We start from the raw sequence: 19251 nt of genomic DNA, 5'->3' as shown, positions 1-19251 counted from the left end.
ATCGGCTATGACTATATCGATTGTCCAAGAAAAAAGTATAGTGGATTCATATCAAATTGTAAAGAACCGCATGAGTTCTCTTCAATTTTAATGCACGCTCTTGCAATCATTTGTTTAAAACGGTTTTCTTTGTTCCATACTGATAAAAAACCGTCAAAATGGGGGCTTTGCATGGACACAATCATGAGTAATAAAAAAATCCGCATGACCGTGAAAACGATTCGAGCCTGTTTTTTTATCGGCTTGCTCGCTTTTCTATTTGCAGGCACTGTCTTTTTGACGATTCTTTTACTTGCCAAATGGCAAGGTGCCCCTTCTGTTCAAGTTCCCCAATCCACGACCATTTATGCAGCCGATGGTTCAAAGCTTGGAGAATCCAACTTTGGAGAAAAGAGATATTGGGTGCCATTAAAGGACATGTCCCCTCATATCAGGCAGGCAGCTGTAGCTGTAGAGGATAAAACCTTTTATGAGCATCATGGTTTTGATGTGAAACGGATGGCGGGTGCTGCAGTGGCTGATATTCGTGCCATGGCTAAGGTACAAGGAGCCAGCACGATCACCCAGCAATATGCACGAAACCTGTATTTAGATCATGATAAAACGTGGAAGCGGAAGTGGAATGAAGCCTTTTACACGATCCGCTTAGAGCAAAACTATACAAAAGATGAGATTTTAGAAGGATACTTGAACACCATTTATTATGGTCACGGAGCGTATGGCGTAGAAGCGGCGTCCCGGCTGTATTTCGGGAAAAAAGCGAAGAATTTGACCCTCGCTGAATCTGCCTTACTTGCCGGTATCCCAAAGGGCCCTTCTCTCTACTCCCCTTATGTGAATGAAGAGAAAGCCGGTGCAAGAAAGAATATGATTTTGAGGCACATGCAAGAGGACGGCATGATTACGAAAAAGGCAGCCGCTGAAGCCGCGAAAGAAAAACTGTCCTATCGCCCTTTGCAGCATAAGCAGCTGCAAGCAAAGCAAGCCCCGTATTTTTATGATGATGTAATTCGTGAGTTGAAACAAAGCTTGGGGTTAACTGAGGAGCAGATCGAAACCTATGGCCTTCATATCCAAACGACTTTAAATCCAGAGTTACAGAAAATTGCAGAGAAGACGTTAAAAAGCACAATCTATTCGAAATCAGATATCCAAATCGGTTTTACTGCTATCCATCCCCAAACAGGTCATGTACTCGCCCTCATAGGGGGAAGAGATTATGAGAAAAGTCCATTCAACCGAGTGACACAAGCGAAAAGACAGCCCGGTTCAACAATGAAACCTCTTCTCTATTACATTGCCTTGCAAAATGGGTTTACACCAGCAACCGTCATGCGCAGTGAAGAAACGGTTTTTGAGCTCGATGATCAAGGAAGCGGTGCTGCTTATTCACCAAGCAATTATCATGGCTATTACGCCAATGATGGCATTACCATGCTTCAGGCCTTGGCGCTGTCTGATAATATTTATGCCGTGAAAACCCATCTATTTTTAGGAATGGAGCAGCTTGTACGTGCTGGCAAAACATTTGGCATCAACGAAAAACTAGATCAAGTGCCATCACTTGCCCTAGGCACGTCCCCTGTCAAACCAATTGAAATGACCAATGCTTACGCAATGCTTGTCAATGGCGGAAAACGAGTCAAACCAACCTTTATTACGAAAGTAACGGACGCAAAAGGCAACGTGCTTTTTGAAGAGAAACAAAAACGAGAGCAAGTCCTAGATGAAAAGGCAGCATTTGTTACCACCGATATGATGTCAGGAATGTTCAATGATCAGTTAAACGGCTATACGAGTGTCACTGGCCGCACCATTATGAAGGATCTCACACGAACATACGGAGGGAAATCAGGAACGACAGGAGCGGACAGCTGGATGATCGGCTTCTCTCCCCAGCTCGTCACAGGTGTGTGGACGGGCTATGATAAAGGGCGTACCATTGACTCGGTCGAAGAAACAGCCTATGCAAAAAAGATATGGGCATCCTTTATGGAATCAGCCCTCTCGAAGCAGCCAGCGTCCTCCTTCATGCCGCCAGACGGTGTAAAAGGTGTGTATATCAATCCAAAAACCGGCGATCTTGCGGGTCCAGGGTGTGAATCAAAGGTATTCACCTATTTTATAGAAGGAACGGAGCCGACAGGTGTTTGCTACGGTGCGGAGGATAAATCTTTTGAGGAAGATCCGGTTCAAGATCAAAGGCCAAAGAAATGGTGGGAAAAGTGGCTGAAACGTTAAAAAAAGACATGAAAAACCCCGAGATCTGCATCTCGGGATTCTCCATGTCCTAGCTTTAACACCAGTTTACTCAAAAACCAGCTGGAATTGGTAGCAATTCACCATTCTTCACAAAAATTTCACAATTATTCAGAGACAGACAATCCTTCTTTTAATTCATCTGTGGATGCTTCCCATAGTGCTTCATTATGACTCTTCAAGAAATCAGCCAGCACCTTTTTCGAGACATCATCCATATGACTGACGACGATTTTTCGCTTCATTGATTTATCCATTAAATTCACATGCTCTGGAAGCGACTTATACCCGCGGCGGATTGAACGGTCGACGGTCATTTCGCAAGCCGTGACACCCGCATAATAAGGGCCTTCTTCTCTGCGGTCAATGGTTACCCATACGAGCCAATACGGCTTTCCGTTCGGTACCTCTTCTTTGCTTTTCAAGAATTTAATCCCTTTTTCCACGGCACTTCTCGCATGCATTGCACCAATATCAATGACCGCTTCCTTTTCCTCTACGTCAATGATCACTGGCGAAATGTTATCAAGGCTGAGCGCGCCCGCTCCAAAGCCTCCGTGTCCGTCGGTTGCATCTGTTTTTTTAATGATGTTAAAACCAATTGGTTTCTTTTTTTTACCTTCCATTCATTAGACCTCCTAAAGCAGCGGCTTCAAAATAAGATTAAACCAGTATATGATTTGATCCCGCATTCCGATCAATGGACCAAAAACAAACTGTCCTAGCGGCGTGATCACGAATATGAGAAAAATGATGATCCCATATTGTTCAAATTGCGTCATTTTCGCCCGGATACCAGGGCTGACGACGTCCTCAATAATACGATACCCATCCAGCGGCGGAAGTGGCAATAAGTTAAATAGGAACAAAATGACGTTCAAGTTAATAAAGATTAAGAAGAAATTATCGACTCCCGGCTCAAAGCGCATGAGCGACTCCCCGCCAAATTTCTGAAGAAGCACGTACACGAAAAAGCCTAGAAACGCCAACACCAAGTTACTTAAAGGGCCAGCAATCGAGACGCAGATTCCTGCTAAGCGCGGGTTTTTAAAATGATAACGATTCACCGGCACAGGTCTCGCCCAGCCAAACCCGGCCACAAAGATCAAAATCGTCCCAAATACATCAAGATGCTTCAGTGGATTTAATGTGAGTCTCCCTTGGTTCTTAGCTGTCGGGTCTCCGAAACGATACGCAACATATGCATGCGCCAGCTCGTGCATCGTAAATGCAACAACAAGCGTAATGGCGACATATGGAATAAGTTCTAATGGATACACAAGAAATTGGTCCAAAGGCATGAATCCCTCTTTCTTTCTATACAATGATTTACTTCATTCAGTATACTATAAGAAGTCCCTTAAACTAAAGGGAAGCGTAGCACGAAAAGGAAAAAGGAGGTTTTCGCATTGCCGATTGTCACCGTTCAAATGCTAGAAGGAAGAACAGACGAGCAGAAAAGAGCTCTTGTAGAGAAAGTCACTGATGCTGTTGTTGAAACAACAGGCGCAGGTGCAGAAAAAGTCTCTGTCATTATTGAAGAAATGAAAAAAGAACACTATGCCGTAGCAGGAAAACGAATCAGCGACCTGTAAGCATAAAAAAAGGACAAGCACATAGGGTGTTTGTCCTTTTGTCTCTTATTTTATCTGTACCACGCTTTGTTACGGTTCACTTGATTTTTATGAGCCGCATCAAAGAAATCGACTGTGTAGGAATAATCATAATTCATTAAGCAGACAATGCCGCTGCCTTGAGGGTCATGCGGTAAGCCAAAGTTATGACCGTATTCATGCGTAGCCGCTTTTGCTGTATTCGCTGTTCCTTGATCAAGGTTGACGGCAAATGCACTTCCGCTCGGTGCACTATTGTATACATATGCGATTCCGCCCGCATCAAAGTTTGGATTTGCTGTAAATCCTGTGACAAAATCGTATCCTCTGCCATCAAAGCTGCGCTGAAGGTTTGACAAGATTTGCTCTGCATTTGATCCAGAAGATGTCCAAGATCCTACTGCTTGTACGACAAAGTCTACATCATGGTCACGGTTAAAGGTGACGTCCGCTTGCTCAATAATGCTGACAATCCGCGTCTGCCAGTCACTATATTTCGCACGATACTGCGCATCTGCTACAGCATAGACCGTTACTTTCTGACTGCCTGTACTTGCCTTTGTTGAAATAGAATCTCCTGTATTCGCCTTAAAGGTTCTAGAGCCTACCTGCTTACCAGACTCATCTAATACCTTTGTTTTCACATCTCGTTCAATTGGAGGTGCTTTCGTCAAATCTTTAAAATCGTTTGCCTTTGGCAACCCCTCACTAATATGTGTTTCGAACGGCGCATGACCATGGTCATGCCCATGACCAGCACTCGCGACTGGTGCCGAAGCTGAACTTACTCCCGGTAACAAACTACCTACCAATAAAAATGACAAAAAGACTGAACGCTTTTTCATTCCTATCCCTCCTTTGATTTTTACAAGGTTATATATTCACTGAAAATTCACCATTTTCCTTCTATTCAGTCAAAAACAGGGAATTAGATACACAGAAAAAAGTCGAAATACGTCATATTCACTAATTTTTCGGATATTTCAGCACACATTTCATCGAAAAATAGCACTTTTGGTCTGGGTCTTACAAAACAAAAAAAGCCCTAAATGCTGGGCTTTTGCGAAACTAGTTCAATTCCTTCAATTGATCAATATAAGCAAGCGCATCCTCAAATTCTTCGTCCGTATAGCGCTGCTTGCTTTTAATGGTGAAGACCTTTTCCTTTACCTCATCTTCTGGCAGGTCATCAAAGTATAAAATTGTGGAGACGAGCTCTAGGAAACGAGACGACTGCTCGTTCATCTGCTGCGTCAGTACTTTGAGGTCAGGCATGTCCACTTCACACTGATCGAGAAACTCTTTCCCATTGTCCGTCAGCGAATAGCGATATTGATAGTATCCGCCCTTTTTTTCCTTCATTTCGTCCAAGAATCCAAGGTTGCACAGCTCTTCAATTCTGAGCGTCAACTCCTCTGAATAGGGGCCATAAAAATGAAAATCGTATTTCTCGTAAAAAGGCAAATCTAGCTTTTTTGCTATGTAAATCATCTTTTGCAGCTTCTTCCGTCCAACGATTTCCCCTGATTCAGAGAATACCTTCATCAACTTTGCATGCTCTTTCAACAAATTCCCGACATCTCCTTTTTCAGTACTTCCTTATCCCAATCCAAGCAGCTTCATGATCGCCTTCTTTTCTTCAGCTTTTTCCGACATATCTACAATTAAGTCCATCGGGAAATAAAGTTTATGATCGGTTCTTCGTTTACCGGAAATGGCGTCAACAATATCTGACTGTCTCGACAGCTCTTTAATATGACCACTTTGCGTCAAAAGGTGGATCGGCAGTCTCTCTTCTTCCTCCCCTGGTCTGTAGAAGTCGTAGGGCAAGTCAGAGGAAGAGTCGACGACTAAATAATAGTCAGGATCAATGCCTGCCTCCTTGAACAAGGCGGTCAGCTTGAAATATTTCGTCATTTCTTCATTCGGATTAAACTCTGTATATTGGAACAATCGGCGGTTCATAAAACGGCGGCACAAATCAGCCAGCACGTGATCTTCTTCGTCTTCCCACGCCTGAAAATAAAATAAGACAATGGATTCATCCAGCTTAATATAGTCCTCTGTGGTGACATTCCCCTCAAAGATCGAATAAAAATGAACAGGGGCATGTGTGAAAATATAGCCCGTTTCATGCAGCTCTTTTGCACGATGGAGAATTTTCGTTAAAATGACTTCCGCACTGCGTGTCACTGGGTGGAAATAAACTTGCCAGTACATTTGATAGCGACTCATAATATAATCCTCGACCGCATGCATCCCGCTCTGCTTCATCACAATCTGATCTTCTCTCGGACGCATCACGCGCAAAATACGTTCCATATCAAAATGGCCGTAGCTGACGCCTGTATAGTAGGCATCACGCTGCAAATAGTCCATACGGTCGGCATCAATTTGACTTGAGATCAAACTGACCACCTGTTTGTTTTGATACGTTTTGGCAATCACTTCTGCCACATGCTTCGGGAAATCATCACTAACCCGGCGAAGCACTTCATTGACTTCGGTTTGCCCTAAAATAATATCTCTTGTAAACGATTCATGGTCTAAGTGGAAGACCTTTTCAAAGGAATGAGAAAATGGACCATGTCCGAGGTCATGAAGCAAGGCTGCACTCAGTACAAGCTCGCGTTCTCCCTCATCCCATTCCGGCCGACCTTTGAATACATCATCCACAATCCGTCTCACAATCTCGTATACACCGAGTGAATGATTGAAACGGCTGTGTTCTGCACCATGAAACGTCAAGTAAGTGGTTCCTAGCTGTTTAATTCGTCGCAGGCGCTGAAATTCTCTTGTTCCTATTAAATCCCATATTAATGCGTCCCGTACGTGAACATAACGGTGCACAGGATCTTTAAATACCTTTTCCTCAGATAATTTCCCTTTTGGATACGCCATCGTTTCGTCCCTCTTTTTTTAAGACGTGTTTCTATTATATCGGGTAACTTTCCCCGAAAACATCCTTGAATTTGCTGGTGAATGTGTTCTCAAAGATTGCACGGACGTAAAAAGCCCGACCTGACAGGGACGGACCTCTTTTTAGGTCGACTGAACACATTCAGTGACATTTATTTGACTTTTTTTTGAACCTTTTCGAGTAACTCATCCTCTGTTGGTGCGGATAATGGGCGATTGTTTACAAACGCAAAAGCCTTTTTTCGTCCTGGACCACAATAGGATTGACAGCCAATCTCAATTTTTGCATCAGGGTCAACCGATTTGAGTCGAGGCAGCAACGTCTTTAGGTTCGTCGCATCACAATCGTCACATACGCGAAACTCATTAGCCATGGTCTTACGCTTCCTTTCAATGATGAACTTCATTCTATATGAAACAGTTGGAAAACCAAGAGTCATAATATACCACCCAACATTGTACATCGAAGCGGCTGGACTTGCAAGACGCATTGTAACCGCCGATACGTGCTTACATAAAAGCTAGTATTTTCCACTATCCTTTTAGCAAACTTGTATAAACTTTCTTGAACTTGGCTAATCTAATACCATCAAATCATATGGGGGTTTAAACATGTCAAAACAAAGACAAGATGCTTGGTCAGAGGAAGATGATCTTCTTTTGGCAGAAACCGTCTTACGTCACGTCAGAGAGGGCAGCACACAGCTGAATGCGTTTGAAGAAGTAGGAGACAAGCTGAACCGTACCTCAGCGGCATGCGGTTTTAGATGGAATGCTGTTGTGAGGCATCAATATGAAAAAGCGTTAGCTCTTGCCAAAAAACAGCGAAAACAACGGATGCGTGCACTTGGCAATGGCCAGCCTGCAAAGAAACGATTACTTTATCAGCCGCAAGTAGAAGAAACAGTCACGCAAGAGGAATTCTCACAGGAGCTGGAACCAGCGCAGGAAGAAACGTTTGCACCAGCATCTGAAACAGCCGAGCAGCTCCAGTTTGTGGATCAAAGCTACAATGAAGAGTTAGCTAGTTTATCACATTTATTGTCACAGGCTTCTCATGTCGTAGAGAAAAAGCCAGAAGCCAATCCTTTTAGGCAGCAACAGGATTTAACCATCGAAGATGTCATTGATTTCTTGCGCCGCTATGAAGGTGATGGCCAGCAATCGTCTGCCTTACGCATGGAAAACAGCCGGTTAAAACGAGAAAACAACGAACTTTCACATAAAGTCACACAGCTAGAAGCGGAAGTGAAAAAGCTTGAAAAGGATCAACTCACCATTCAAGAAGATTATGAAACACTCGTCAAAATCATGAACCGTGCAAGAAAACTAGTTTTGTTTGAAGAGGACGACACTGCCGCTCCAACCTTTAAAATGGACCGGAACGGCAACCTCGAAAAAATGGCAGAATAACCAAAAGTGCTCCCCATCTGCGGGAAGCACTTTTTTAAATGCCCAAAAATAGCATCACACTAAAAAGGACATTAATCAAAAAGACGAACATAAAAATATACCTGACTTGTCTCACCTGAAAATCACCAAATATAAAAAGATAAAGGCCTGCGACGCCAAGTGTCAGTACAGGCTGAAGAAACGGCACCAAAAGCGAAATGCCGTAGCCGGCTCCCATGATGACAGGAAGCCATAGTAAATAGAGGTAACCGCCGTTTTTGGATTTCACCAGAACCCTTCCTTTCTTTTTACGAAAACACCTTTTCATTCCGCTCAATCATCCGCGTCATGTTTTTCTCAAATTCCAGCTGTTCTTCTGCGTTCAGTCCTGACGCTGTCAGCTGATCACTGAGCTTTTGAAGCTCTTCTAGCAAAAGACGCATAAGAAGCGCACAATCAATTGGTTCTCCAGTTAATTCTGATAAAGACGCCATCGTATCTGGCTGTATATCAGGAAATACTGCCTTCACTTCTTCTCGTTTGTCTTTTAAGGCGGCGTCATAAAAACGGCGGATCAAGTCGGCACGTTCCCGCCCGCTTCCATCTGCACACAAATAAATTTGCACAGCGACTCCACCGCGTAATCTACGCTGAGAAATGCCTGCAAATTTCTTTCCATTGATGCTTAGATCATAACTGCCCGGACAATAAGAGCCGACAATTTCATAGGCTTCAATGTCCACTTCATACATCGACAGCATCCGGCGGACCAATTCCACCATCGCATCATACCCGCGGTCAATATCAATGCCCTTCTTTTGTTCTGCAAAGATTAATGACACATTCAAGACACCTTCATCCAGCACCACAGCAAGGCCGCCTGAATTGCGTACAATGACGCGATAGCCCTCTTCCTCAAGCAGTTTCACGCCATCTTGCAGAAATGGAAGTCTTGTATCCTGAATCCCAAGCACAATCGTATTGTGATGTACCCAAGAACGCGCTGTCGCTGGTGAGAGACCCTTCCCAACCGACGCACAAAGCGTATCATCCATCGCAAAGGATTGCTTCGGGTCCACATAAAGACCGAGGCTCGATTGATCTATGATTCGCCATTTCGGCTGTGTCAGTAACTCAATAGGTTCATTTTTCATGTCCTGCATATCCTCTCGTTCATAAACTGTGTTTATTATAACATGGGATGAATGGAGGGAGAATGAGAGAGATATCATCAAAATAGCTCCATGACATTTGGCGTCACAGAGCGTTTCAGTTGGATGATTTGGTTTTACTTTTCAGTGATTCATGCATTCAAGCAGTGTGATCATTCAATGATACATCCCTCACTCACCCATTTCAGCAAGTTTCCAGTCATCAACTCAGCATGCTGAGGGTCCATTACACCAGCATCAACAATCCATACCTTTTTCTCATCTTCAACCAGCCGCATGAGAAGTACTTGTCCGCCGCCATCGTCGCCAATCGCTACATAGCTGCTTGCATACTGATAGACTTCCCACGTTGCATTGCGTTCCGCAATGTCCTCAGTGCCGTATAGTAGGACATCGCCTCCAATGGAACATCCATTTGTTTGTTTTAGTAAGGTCTTATAGGCATGAGGCAACACCATGTTTAGTTGGGGTTCTGTCTCTTGGATGTGTAGGTCACTCGCTGGTTCGTTCAAGTGATTGTTTGGGTTTTGTGGGAAATTGATCATGTTTGAGAGCCTCCTATAATTTAAACATAAAACCTAACAGTAGAACTTCAAAAACATGATATGCATTCAGGACTAATCAATAAGAAAGCCTTGATAAACAGCATCCATATTTGGGAGGTAAATTCCTCTCATATATGCTGTCCCAATGACTAGAAGAACACTGATAATTAATAGCCAATTCTATTTTTTTGTGTTTTCTGATCTGTATTCCTTCTATACATATTTAAAAATGATATTATTTTGATTCTACCATTAGAGTGTTTCTGTTCTTAAAAATTCTATGCTAATTCTATCAACTTTTATTTCAACAGTTTTATTCATTAATTCAGGGAAATCGATGAAATACTCATCTTCGTCAGTAAAAATTAAACCCGCATCAATTTTATCCTCTTTTAGCAAACCTCTTAAATAATATTCATATCCCGAATCAATACGTTCAATCTCTTTCTTCTCTATCGGAATTTCATGAATAGTAAGCTCGTCTAATATAGTAAATCCTATTGAAACTGGATAACTTTTTCCTACTTCAATTTCATACGGACAAATATCAGCAAATCCTGTAAATTCTATTCCATTAATCTCAATGGTTGTTTCCTCCTCAATCTGAGGATCGAGTCTTTTAACAAAACAGTCGTATACCATAATAGCCCTCACTCTCTAATCTGATGGATTGATGACTGGAATATTTTCACCATTTATTGTCTTCCATATCTTTTTTCCACTTTGGGTATGGTAAGTCGTAATTTCATTTTTATTATTTGTACCTACAAATTCAAACTTAGCCTTACCACTTTTATTATTACCCATAAATTTGACATACCCTGTCCTTATTTCACCTTTATATTGATACTTAACTTTGATGCCACTATTAATGACCACTTTTGCACCTTCAAGGTACTCGTTAGCATTTCTATATAGTCCTGAGAACTCTTTTCCATGTTTATCAAAATGACCTTCTAATTTAGCACGATCCGCAAAGGCTGAATGCAGGTTTTTTATATCCTTAGCTGCCTTCTCAACCCTTTTCACCGCATTCTTCCCTTGATCCATCTTAAAAACATATTTCCCAACCTTCACTATTTTCGTGATTGGGATAATAGAAGCTGCGGACAGAGCTTTGTCTGTGCTGCTGATGTTTTGGCTGGTTTCGGGGTCTTTGCCTGTGACGGCTCGATAGCCATCGTAGATGCCGCTGTATTCTAGGATGATGTTTTCGGTGGTTGAGACGACTTCACCGTCTAATATGCGTTTGGCGTTTCCGCAGCTGCGGATTTGATTTTTTCTGTATCAGTTCCTTCAAAATATCCAATCACTTTATCGATTTGTATTGTGCCATCATAAATCTAACTTAGATAGAAAAAAGATGAGCGACATCTCTGTAAACTCACCTTTTCTATCACTTATTCTCATTTATTCTCATTTATTTTGAAAAGAATCTGGTCTGTCCAACTCATATTAGAGGTTTATTTAACGATACATTCAGGTGAAAATTTCACAAAAACAGAGTTTGAACCATCATCCATCATTCTTTTCAATTCCTTACCTAATGAATAATTAGAATTTGGTTCTGTTTGCAATATACAAACAATATTTCCACCCTCCCCTTGAGTTAGGCAGGTTAATTGTAAATATTCATTGTTATCATAAATAAAAGAAACGATGTAATCATAGAAATTATCTTCTATGTTGTCCTTATTTATTTCCTCCTTAAAAACTCTGATTATAGTTCCAGCCCAAATTCGAGTATCGTCTTCAATTTCACGAACAGATATCCAATCATTCCCAATCATTTCTATTACATCCTCTCTACTTAATTTTTAAATTATGACCACCAGATGCATCAGCAGGTTTAGTTTGTTTGAAATCAAAATCAACTTCTCCTTGATGCTTCCCCTTGTTATTTGTTTTTTCAAAACGACCATGCTGCGTATCTACTGAATATAAATCTCCAGTTTTAGGGTCTTTATATACATCCCTACTATTAATCTTACTTAATTTTGAATCTTTTATTAAACCATTACTTTTAGCAACTTCTTGTACTTTTATTTTTACAGCTGCAACGCGCTCTGCTGGAGGCAATTTCACTAACGACTTTTCAAAATCTTTAGCCCCATTCCTCGCACTTCCAGCACTCTTCTCAACCCTCTTAGCTACCTTCTCCCCTTTAATAATTTTAAAAACATATTTCCCCACTTTAACAATGTTGGTACTTGGAACCATGTACACCCCGGATACTAAACGATCCATATCAGCGACTTTATCACCTGTTACAGGATCTCTTCCTGTAATCGCTCGAATGGCGTCGTTTATTCCTGTAAATTCAACCGCTGTATTTAAGATGTTTTGGGGTTGATCGCCTGTTTTTACATCTGACATCGGTTTAACGCTCTCAATTGTTACTTTGTTCTTTTCAGATATTCGTAACCGATACAGCATTCCGTCTCGCATGACCTCAACCGTTTTGGCATTTTCGAAGTTGATCTTTTTGTACTCATTTATATGATATACTTTTCCATTTAAGGTCACGGTCGTTTGATTGATTTTACTAGACGGCTTTTCGTGGACAACCGTCTCCACATTCGCCCGTTCTTTCTCACTCAGTTTCTTCAGCATGAGCGTCATTGGATTGTCTTTCGGGTTATCTATTTTGTCATTCAATCCACTGATGGTGCTGCTTATTTTTTCTTCTTTTCCATTTTTGAAAATAGACCCTTTTTGATAGGTGGTGATGTCGATTTTTGGGCCGGTGAACATGGTGCTTAACGTGTTGATATATTGCTTCATTGTTTGAAGGGCGCTTTTGGTTTCATGTAAAGCACTTGTCTGCTCTCTGTCAAATGCATGAAGCAGACCAATGGTTCTTGAGGTCTCGAGCCATGCCTTTTGATAGTTTTGCTGAAAAGCTGATTCGTCTACATTTGGCAAATGAACAATATGACCAATGCTACTGATGGCATGGTTTACATCTGTTACAATCTCGGATATCGTGCGCTCTGCTTTTTTTAGTCCTTGATCTAGTTCGTGTTCAATAAATGATTGTGAGATCAAGCCGTGCTGATTTGATTCAAGAGCATGAAGCGCCTGTTTTGTGTTTTTCAGCGCAGAACTGTATTCCTCAATGACAACCTGAAAGAATTGCAAGAAAGGAATATGGCATTCTGTATAAAATGCTCGAATGGCTTGCCCTGCCTCTCCCTTTAGTGCATCATCAAGTGAGATGATGTGGTCGATTTGTTTTTCTAGTGAGCTGATGTTTTGTGATTGCTGCTTTAACGAATTCAGTGTTTGGTCAATTCCATTGATTAGCGCAAAGGCGTCAAGGGTTTTCATTCCGTTCTCCTTTATTTTCTTTTATGACTAGAAGCAAGCGATTTGTCCGTTTCAATCATGGTGCTCACGGCTTGTTCTGTTTGTACAAGCTGTTTCTGAAGTATCTCTATATAGGATGTACTTAGTTCATTCAATTGCTGGTTGATCTTTTCTATCTGTTCTGTGGTGGAGAGCTCATTTTTCCCTTTGATGGTTTTTGGAAGTGTTGAATGGACATGAGCGCCTGCTTGTTTTACATTTTTTAATGCTTTTTTCGCCTCACTGGCATCTATTTTAATTTCTTTGCTCATTTTATTTTCCTCGTTTTTCTTCCAGTTGTTTTTGCTTCTCTTTTTCTATCTTTCTTTCAACTGTATGAATATCACGTTCTAATGAATGGATACCTGCTGTCAAGTCATTGATTTTTTCATCAATTCGATTCAATAGATTGGTGAGCTGTGCATCCTTTATCTCTTGACTAACCGATTTCATCTCTTCCCTAAGGCTATCAAACGTATCTGCCAAGTGGCCAAACCATGTATGTGAAGTAAGGTCTGGACGCGTGATGTTCTTGCTCGCATCTGACAAGGCCATTTTTGCCTCTTTCACTTCTTTTCGACATATGCTCAGTTCGATGATTTGTTCTTTTTTTATGGATATGTCTGCCTTTAACGAATACAAGGCTGTTGTATAACCGATGATAGCTCCAGACATCGTCAAACACCTCTATTCCTCAAATAGTCCTCCGTTATGTTACCATTTCCTAGCACAAGAGGCATATGATTGAAAACGAATTCAACGAAAAATGAATCGTAGGTATTGGGTTTTTATACCTATTTCACACGCGCAAAAAAAGCTAGCTTCGTGTGAAAACGAAACTAGCTTTTTTGATCGTTACTATTATCGTGCTTGAGCTGCTGTGATGAGCGCAAGGTTGTAAACGTCTTCGGCATTACAGCCTCTTGAAAGATCGTTTACTGGCTGGTTTAAGCCTTGTAAGATTGGACCTACAGCTTCAAAGTTACCTAAGCGCTGTGCAATTTTGTAGCCGATGTTTCCAGCTTCTAGGCTAGGGAAAACAAATACGCTCGCATCGCCTTTGATGACGGAATCTGGCGCTTTTTTCGCTGCTACTGAAGGAACGAAAGCTGCATCGAATTGGAATTCTCCATCAAGTACAAGCTCAGGTGCCTTTTCTTTTGCAATACGAACTGCTTCAGATACTTTTTCTGTTTCGTCTGATTTTGCTGAGCCTTTTGTAGAGAAGCTAAGCATTGCCACACGTGGTTCGATGTCGAACATTTTGGCTGTGTTTGCACTTTCGATCGCAATTTCAGCTAGATCTTGGCTGTCTGGTGCAATGTTGATCGCACAATCAGCAAACACATATTGCTCTTCGCCGCGAGCCATGATGAAGACGCCAGATGTTTTCTTTACGCCTTCTTTTGTTTTAATGATTTGAAGTGCTGGGCGCACTGTGTCAGCAGTTGAGTGTGCTGCACCGCTCACAAGTCCGTCTGCAAGACCTTTATATACAAGCATTGTACCGAAGTAGTTTTCATCTAGTAATGCTTTTCTTGCCTGCTCTTCTGTTGCTTTGCCTTTACGTCTTTCTACGAAAGCTTGTACAAGCTCTTCAAAACCTTCATATGTATGAGGATCATACACGTCGACACCATCAAGTGTAAGACCTAATTCTTTTGCTTTTGCTTCAACTTCTTGTTTTTTACCTACAACAATTGGCTGCAATACTTTGCCATCTGCTAGTTTTTGAACGGCTGTTAGAATGCGTTCGTCCATTCCCTCAGGAAAAACGATCTTTACTCCTTTACCTGCAACCTTTTCCTGAACTGTTGAAAAAATATCTGCCACTTATATACCCTCCTTGATTTTACAAAAAAAGCGTTCTCTTTTAAGCATACTCTTCTTCTACATAAATTCAAACTACCAACTTACATTATAGCGCTTACAAATTAAATTCTTATTTTTCAAACTAATTTAATCAATTTCCATAAAAGCTGTTTTCGTCGTTCAAGTTTTGATCACATCTTCACTTGGACAAACTATGTTATAGTTGGAACAGATGGAAAACTGTAAATAGGAGTGAAATAAATGAGCGAACAACATACAACCAATGAAGCAGCTCAAACACTAGACGGCTGGTATGCACTGCATGATTTTAGAACCTTTGACTGGACAGCTTGGAAGCTGCTGACAAGTGATGAGCGCCAAGCGATTCTTCATGAGTTCACAGGTCTATTAGAAAAATGGAAAACAGCTGAGCACGATAAGGCTGGAAGCCAAACAATCTATAGTATTGTCGGCCAAAAAGCAGATATTATGCTCATGATTTTGCGTCCAACCATGGAAGAACTGGGTGAAATTGAACTTGAATTCAATAAAACACGACTAGCAGAGTTTACAATCCCAGCTTATTCGTACGTTTCAGTTGTGGAACTCAGCAACTACTTAGCTGGAGGCGGAGATGGCGGAGATCCTTACGAGAACCCGCATGTACGTGCGCGTCTATACCCAGAGCTCCCTTCTTCTCAATACGTGTGCTTCTATCCAATGGATAAAAGACGTTCTGGCAATGACAACTGGTACATGCTCTCCATGGATGAGCGTAAATCACTCATGAGAAGCCACGGCTTAATTGGCCGCAGTTATGCTGGGAAAGTAAAGCAGATCATTACAGGCTCCGTCGGTTTTGATGATTATGAGTGGGGCGTCACTCTTTTCGCTGACGATGTGCTTCAATTTAAAAAATTGGTTTATGAAATGCGCTTTGATGAAGTCAGTGCACGCTACGGCGAATTTGGTTCCTTCTTTGTCGGAAACCGATTAGCAAACGAGCAGCTGGCGTCTTATTTCCATGTATGATAAACTCTTAAGGCTTCGGAACTTTCCGAAGCTTTTTTATGTATTTGTTTAGAAAGGTGATCACATCATGAAAAACTTCCCCATCGCTATTTTTGCTTTAACGCTCGGTGCGTTTTCGATTGGCATGACTGAATTTGTCATTATGGGACTTTTGCCAAACGTCGCAAACGACCTTCATGTATCCATCTCTGCTTCAGGGCAGCTGATTACTGGATATGCACTTGGTGTCGCAGTTGGCGGACCTATTTTAACATTATCAACTGGGAAAATGTCGAGGAAACGTCTTCTCATTCTATTAATGATCCTGTTCGTGGCGGGAAATGCTGTTGCCGCTGTATCGACCACTTACGGTCTATTAATGGCCGCACGTATTTTGACGTCATTTGCTCATGGAACCTTCTTTGGCGTCGGAGCCATAATGGCTGCGCGGCTTGTGCCTAAGGAGAAAAGTGCAAGTGCGATCAGCTTCATGTTTACAGGACTGACGGTCGCCAATGTACTGGGTGTGCCGTTTGGTACCTTCATCGGAAATCAATTCGGCTGGCGTATGTCGTTTCTTGTTATTGCCGTCATTGGGCTCATTTCCTTAATCGGTATCATCAGCTTAGTACCCAATCAATCGAAGGATGAAGTACTGGATATTCGAAATGAAGTGTCTGTTTTGAAAAAGCCACAGGTACTCGTTTCTTTTGCAATGACGATCTTTGGTTTTGCAGGTGTGTTTACCGCCTTTACGTATATCAGCCCGATCCTGCTGCAAGTGACTGGTTTTCAGGAAAATGGGGTGACGCTCATCCTTGTTCTCTTCGGGCTTGGGGTGACCATCGGGAATTTAGTTGGCGGAAAGCTTGCCGATTGGAAGCTGATGCCGAGTATTATGGTGACACTGATCCTGCTGATGGCTGTCCTGTTATTGTTTACAATCACTTCCGAATTCAAAGTACCTGCTGTGCTGACCATTTTTGTTTGGGGAATCATTTCATTTATTCTTGTTCCTACCTTGCAATACCGCACGATGAACATGGCACATGAAGCACCGACACTCGCATCGACGCTTAGTCATTCTGCCTTTAATATTGGGAATGCTGGCGGTGCAGCGCTTGGCGGTCTCGCCATCGAACTGACACATTTACAGCTTGTTCCGTTATTTGCTGCAGCTGTAACCTTCATTGGGCTCATCATTACGATTATGAGCTATCAGTCAGATAGACGAACAAAAAGGACCTGAGTCAGGTCCTTTTTTATTTCATCACGGTCATTTCTGGCTCTTCTATTTGTTTCACACGTTCCTGAACTGGATGGGAAAAGGAGTGCTCGGATAAGACGATATGAGATACGGTTTTTGTAAACCCAGACACTGCCTGAATAAAGGCTTCAATTTCTTCAAGAGAAGCGACTGACAGCTTAATGAAAAAGCATGACTGTCCTGCCACTCGATAAGCAAAAAAAGCGCGTGGGTGCTGATTCATAAAAGCCACAAAACGTTGATACTCCCCGTTTAGCACTGTGACTTCCAGCAGGCAGTCAATCATAAGCCCTAATTTTTTATAGTTAACCTGAACCGAATACCCTTCAATAATTCCTGCATCCTCTAATTTACGTACTCTTTCTGCTACCGCAGGTGCGGATAAGTTGACTCGTTTGGACAATTCCCTCATAGACAAGCGGGCATCTTCTTTCAATTCATTTAAAATATGCACATCAACATCGGTGATTTTCATTCGTACCTCTCCTATCCGAAAGTCGTTCCATTTGAAAAGTATTTTATGATAATACTTATGATTCGAAATGTAAAATAAAACTAAATAATGGTAGAATTTATTTTAACGGAATTGAATGAAAAAGCAAGTATGGAGGGATCACCTGATGAAAGAATCTTTAGACAGCAAGGCTTCTAAAACGTTTCCCATCACACTTGCCATCGCGCTCACACTTGGCGTCTTTGCGGCGGGATCGGAAGAACTGGTGATTTCACCACTGCTGCCTGATTTATCAAACTCCTTTCAGCACTCTCTTGATATTCTCGCCCTTTCCATCAGCATTTATGGGTTAGCTGTGCTGGTTGGAGCCCCGCTGCTTGTTCCTTTAGGGGACCGGTATTCAAGGGAACTGTGTTTGATCATCGGGCTTTCTTTCTTTTTGATTGGAACCGTGATGTGTGCGGCTGCCCCGAATTTGGCAGTGTTTTTTGCTGGCCGTGCCATTTCTGGGCTGGCGACCGGTGTATTTGTGCCAACAGCCTATGCTCTTGTAGGCGACCGGGTTCCTTACGAATATCGAGGCAAAGTGATGGGGCTCATTGTGTCGAGCTGGTCTCTTTCTCTTGTCCTTGGTGTACCAATTGGCGCCTTCATCGGGCAGAGTTTAAACTGGCGATGGACCTTTTGGATTTTCGCCATCATGAGTCTCATTGTCCTGCTGCTCGTCATCCTTGAATCTCGTAAACAAACCGCCACAGCGAATACAGGAGCACCTCAAGCTAGGGAGAAAGCTGGCTCTATATGGGGCGCTTTGAAAATTGATCGTGTCCCCGCCTATTTGACCGTGACATTTTGTAATATGCTTGGATTTTATGGCATGTACTCGTTTTTAGGAGCGTATTTGCAAAGTTTGTTTTCTGGAGGGCAATCGACGGCAGGACTTCTGATCATGGCTTACGGCGTCGGTTTTTCCATGAGTGTATTTACAGGGAAATTAGCAGACTGGTTTGGCAAAACTCGTTCTCTTTTCTTTGTGCTGGGCGGCATTACGCTCGTTCTCGCCTTACTTCCTTATGCACCTTTCTCATGGACATTGCTGATTTTTGCCCTATTTATTTGGGGTGCCATGCAAAGTTTATCTGTCACGCTTTTGAGCACTGTCCTAAGCGACTGCTCCCAAACCCACCGAGGCAAAGTGATGGCTTTTTACAGCCTTGCGTCCAATCTTGCCGTTATGCTTGGTTCCGCTCTTATGGGACCTGTCTATGTCCATTTCGGCTATCATACGGTAGGGCTTGTATGTGCACTCATTACGCTTGTTGGTTTTCTTATTAGCTTCGCCAGCTATAAACGTGAACGAACCTTACAGCAGAAACATAAAAACACATTTGAAACGTAAGCTCAATTCACTGCACATCTAGGTATGTGCAGTTTTTTAGATCAATTTTTAATATCATCA

General features: G+C 42.1%; 23 protein-coding genes and 1 pseudogene. 6 read left to right on the top strand and 18 right to left on the bottom strand.

The window, feature by feature from the left end; genetic code table 11:
- Nucleotides 1–171: 171 nt before the first annotated feature.
- On the top strand, nt 172–2241 hold the full coding sequence (locus C6Y07_RS09170; protein ID WP_106071335.1) for a transglycosylase domain-containing protein: 2070 nt from the start codon (nt 172–174) through the stop codon (nt 2239–2241).
- A 125-nt stretch (nt 2242–2366) separates the two neighbouring features.
- Here C6Y07_RS09170 and C6Y07_RS09165 read toward each other — a convergent pair whose 3' ends face one another.
- Together C6Y07_RS09165 and C6Y07_RS09160 are read right to left on the bottom strand one after the other, a co-directional pair.
- The gene (locus C6Y07_RS09165; RefSeq protein ID WP_060597510.1) at nt 2367–2885 is read right to left on the bottom strand and encodes a YwhD family protein; all 519 of its coding nucleotides are present in this window, start codon (nt 2883–2885) and stop codon (nt 2367–2369) included.
- Nucleotides 2886–2897: 12 nt separating this feature from the next.
- Complete coding sequence (locus C6Y07_RS09160) at nt 2898–3554, bottom strand: site-2 protease family protein (protein ID WP_223250429.1); 657 nt, start codon at nt 3552–3554, stop codon at nt 2898–2900.
- 114 nt (nt 3555–3668) lie between these two features.
- Between C6Y07_RS09160 and C6Y07_RS09155 the strand changes: the two genes are divergently transcribed.
- A complete protein-coding gene (locus tag C6Y07_RS09155; RefSeq protein WP_012011601.1) occupies nt 3669–3854 on the top strand; it encodes a 2-hydroxymuconate tautomerase in 186 nt (61 codons plus the stop codon).
- 50 nt (nt 3855–3904) lie between these two features.
- On the opposite strand, the gene C6Y07_RS09150 is transcribed toward C6Y07_RS09155, so the two are convergent.
- From C6Y07_RS09150 to C6Y07_RS09135, 4 genes are all read right to left on the bottom strand, one after another.
- Nucleotides 3905–4717, bottom strand: coding sequence for a zinc-dependent metalloprotease (locus C6Y07_RS09150; RefSeq protein ID WP_060597512.1), 813 nt, complete (start codon nt 4715–4717; stop codon nt 3905–3907).
- Between the two features lie 223 nt (nt 4718–4940).
- On the bottom strand, nt 4941–5441 hold the full coding sequence (locus C6Y07_RS09145; RefSeq protein WP_012011603.1) for a YwgA family protein: 501 nt from the start codon (nt 5439–5441) through the stop codon (nt 4941–4943).
- A gap of 30 nt (nt 5442–5471) precedes the next feature.
- Complete coding sequence (locus tag C6Y07_RS09140; RefSeq protein ID WP_007497716.1) at nt 5472–6773, bottom strand: HD domain-containing protein; 1302 nt, start codon at nt 6771–6773, stop codon at nt 5472–5474.
- Nucleotides 6774–6943: 170 nt separating this feature from the next.
- Nucleotides 6944–7165 carry a YuzB family protein gene (locus C6Y07_RS09135; protein ID WP_003215259.1) on the bottom strand — a complete coding sequence of 74 codons (222 nt, stop codon included), beginning with the start codon at nt 7163–7165 and terminating at the stop codon, nt 6944–6946.
- A gap of 238 nt (nt 7166–7403) precedes the next feature.
- Between C6Y07_RS09135 and C6Y07_RS09130 the strand changes: the two genes are divergently transcribed.
- Nucleotides 7404–8204, top strand: a complete 801-nt coding sequence (locus tag C6Y07_RS09130; protein WP_034660339.1) for an RsfA family transcriptional regulator — start codon at nt 7404–7406, stop codon at nt 8202–8204.
- 34 nt (nt 8205–8238) lie between these two features.
- Here the strand turns inward: C6Y07_RS09130 and C6Y07_RS09125 are convergent, their stop codons facing one another.
- The 11 genes and pseudogenes from C6Y07_RS09125 to pta form a co-directional block, all read right to left on the bottom strand.
- Entirely contained in the window at nt 8239–8472 is a 234-nt protein-coding gene (locus C6Y07_RS09125) for a DUF5970 family protein (RefSeq protein WP_060597513.1), read from the bottom strand.
- A gap of 19 nt (nt 8473–8491) precedes the next feature.
- Nucleotides 8492–9337: an octanoyl-[GcvH]:protein N-octanoyltransferase gene (lipL, locus tag C6Y07_RS09120; protein WP_060597514.1), complete on the bottom strand. Its 846-nt coding sequence runs from the start codon at nt 9335–9337 to the stop codon at nt 8492–8494.
- Nucleotides 9338–9507: 170 nt separating this feature from the next.
- Nucleotides 9508–9900, bottom strand: coding sequence for an SMI1/KNR4 family protein (locus C6Y07_RS09115; RefSeq protein ID WP_106061436.1), 393 nt, complete (start codon nt 9898–9900; stop codon nt 9508–9510).
- Nucleotides 9901–10152: 252 nt separating this feature from the next.
- Complete coding sequence (locus C6Y07_RS09110) at nt 10153–10542, bottom strand: hypothetical protein (protein WP_106061434.1); 390 nt, start codon at nt 10540–10542, stop codon at nt 10153–10155.
- A 15-nt stretch (nt 10543–10557) separates the two neighbouring features.
- On the bottom strand, nt 10558–10929 hold the full coding sequence (locus C6Y07_RS19220; protein ID WP_189318342.1) for a hypothetical protein: 372 nt from the start codon (nt 10927–10929) through the stop codon (nt 10558–10560).
- Between the two features lie 36 nt (nt 10930–10965).
- Nucleotides 10966–11145: pseudogene (locus C6Y07_RS19285) on the bottom strand (pre-toxin TG domain-containing protein); the annotation flags it as partial.
- Nucleotides 11146–11363: 218 nt separating this feature from the next.
- Nucleotides 11364–11690 (bottom strand): hypothetical protein, encoded by a 327-nt coding sequence (locus C6Y07_RS09100; RefSeq protein WP_034660349.1) that lies wholly within the window; start codon nt 11688–11690, stop codon nt 11364–11366.
- Nucleotides 11691–11706: 16 nt separating this feature from the next.
- Nucleotides 11707–13230 (bottom strand): T7SS effector LXG polymorphic toxin, encoded by a 1524-nt coding sequence (locus C6Y07_RS09095; RefSeq protein ID WP_106156604.1) that lies wholly within the window; start codon nt 13228–13230, stop codon nt 11707–11709.
- Between the two features lie 11 nt (nt 13231–13241).
- A complete protein-coding gene (locus C6Y07_RS09090; protein WP_095285665.1) occupies nt 13242–13520 on the bottom strand; it encodes a YwqI/YxiC family protein in 279 nt (92 codons plus the stop codon).
- Between the two features lies 1 nt (nt 13521).
- A complete protein-coding gene (locus C6Y07_RS09085; RefSeq protein WP_106061428.1) occupies nt 13522–13923 on the bottom strand; it encodes a YwqH-like family protein in 402 nt (133 codons plus the stop codon).
- Between the two features lie 186 nt (nt 13924–14109).
- A complete protein-coding gene (gene pta, locus C6Y07_RS09080) occupies nt 14110–15081 on the bottom strand; it encodes a phosphate acetyltransferase (RefSeq protein ID WP_034660357.1) in 972 nt (323 codons plus the stop codon).
- Between the two features lie 240 nt (nt 15082–15321).
- Here pta and hemQ point away from each other — a divergent pair, with 240 nt between their 5' ends.
- Both hemQ and C6Y07_RS09070 read left to right on the top strand, forming a co-directional pair.
- Entirely contained in the window at nt 15322–16092 is a 771-nt protein-coding gene (hemQ, locus tag C6Y07_RS09075) for a hydrogen peroxide-dependent heme synthase (RefSeq protein WP_034660358.1), read from the top strand.
- Between the two features lie 67 nt (nt 16093–16159).
- Nucleotides 16160–17320: an MFS transporter gene (locus C6Y07_RS09070; protein WP_106048083.1), complete on the top strand. Its 1161-nt coding sequence runs from the start codon at nt 16160–16162 to the stop codon at nt 17318–17320.
- A 13-nt stretch (nt 17321–17333) separates the two neighbouring features.
- On the opposite strand, the gene C6Y07_RS09065 is transcribed toward C6Y07_RS09070, so the two are convergent.
- Nucleotides 17334–17813 (bottom strand): Lrp/AsnC family transcriptional regulator, encoded by a 480-nt coding sequence (locus C6Y07_RS09065; protein WP_041816025.1) that lies wholly within the window; start codon nt 17811–17813, stop codon nt 17334–17336.
- A 145-nt stretch (nt 17814–17958) separates the two neighbouring features.
- Between C6Y07_RS09065 and C6Y07_RS09060 the strand changes: the two genes are divergently transcribed.
- Nucleotides 17959–19191 (top strand): MFS transporter, encoded by a 1233-nt coding sequence (locus tag C6Y07_RS09060; RefSeq protein WP_060597520.1) that lies wholly within the window; start codon nt 17959–17961, stop codon nt 19189–19191.
- Nucleotides 19192–19251: the final 60 nt, after the last annotated feature.

Origin of the sequence: Bacillus sp. LNXM12-1 (assembly GCF_003004375.1) — a bacterium.
In the GTDB taxonomy this organism is placed as follows: Bacteria; Bacillota; Bacilli; order Bacillales; family Bacillaceae; genus Bacillus.
The sequence above is the reverse complement of the archived record's forward strand: the minus strand, read 5'-3'. Positions and strand labels throughout refer to the sequence as shown.

Coding starts and splice junctions, on each gene's coding strand:
- C6Y07_RS09170 (WP_106071335.1), top strand. CDS start 172: ATGGACACAATCATGAGTAATAAAAAAATCCGCATGACCGTGAAAACG.
- C6Y07_RS09165 (WP_060597510.1), bottom strand. CDS start 2,885: ATGGAAGGTAAAAAAAAGAAACCAATTGGTTTTAACATCATTAAAAAA.
- C6Y07_RS09150 (WP_060597512.1), bottom strand. CDS start 4,717: ATGAAAAAGCGTTCAGTCTTTTTGTCATTTTTATTGGTAGGTAGTTTG.
- C6Y07_RS09140 (WP_007497716.1), bottom strand. CDS start 6,773: ATGGCGTATCCAAAAGGGAAATTATCTGAGGAAAAGGTATTTAAAGAT.
- C6Y07_RS09135 (WP_003215259.1), bottom strand. CDS start 7,165: ATGGCTAATGAGTTTCGCGTATGTGACGATTGTGATGCGACGAACCTA.
- C6Y07_RS09130 (WP_034660339.1), top strand. CDS start 7,404: ATGTCAAAACAAAGACAAGATGCTTGGTCAGAGGAAGATGATCTTCTT.
- lipL (WP_060597514.1), bottom strand. CDS start 9,337: ATGAAAAATGAACCTATTGAGTTACTGACACAGCCGAAATGGCGAATC.
- C6Y07_RS09115 (WP_106061436.1), bottom strand. CDS start 9,900: ATGATCAATTTCCCACAAAACCCAAACAATCACTTGAACGAACCAGCG.
- C6Y07_RS09110 (WP_106061434.1), bottom strand. CDS start 10,542: ATGGTATACGACTGTTTTGTTAAAAGACTCGATCCTCAGATTGAGGAG.
- C6Y07_RS09100 (WP_034660349.1), bottom strand. CDS start 11,690: ATGATTGGGAATGATTGGATATCTGTTCGTGAAATTGAAGACGATACT.
- C6Y07_RS09095 (WP_106156604.1), bottom strand. CDS start 13,230: ATGAAAACCCTTGACGCCTTTGCGCTAATCAATGGAATTGACCAAACA.
- C6Y07_RS09090 (WP_095285665.1), bottom strand. CDS start 13,520: ATGAGCAAAGAAATTAAAATAGATGCCAGTGAGGCGAAAAAAGCATTA.
- C6Y07_RS09085 (WP_106061428.1), bottom strand. CDS start 13,923: ATGTCTGGAGCTATCATCGGTTATACAACAGCCTTGTATTCGTTAAAG.
- hemQ (WP_034660358.1), top strand. CDS start 15,322: ATGAGCGAACAACATACAACCAATGAAGCAGCTCAAACACTAGACGGC.
- C6Y07_RS09070 (WP_106048083.1), top strand. CDS start 16,160: ATGAAAAACTTCCCCATCGCTATTTTTGCTTTAACGCTCGGTGCGTTT.
- C6Y07_RS09065 (WP_041816025.1), bottom strand. CDS start 17,813: ATGAAAATCACCGATGTTGATGTGCATATTTTAAATGAATTGAAAGAA.
- C6Y07_RS09060 (WP_060597520.1), top strand. CDS start 17,959: ATGAAAGAATCTTTAGACAGCAAGGCTTCTAAAACGTTTCCCATCACA.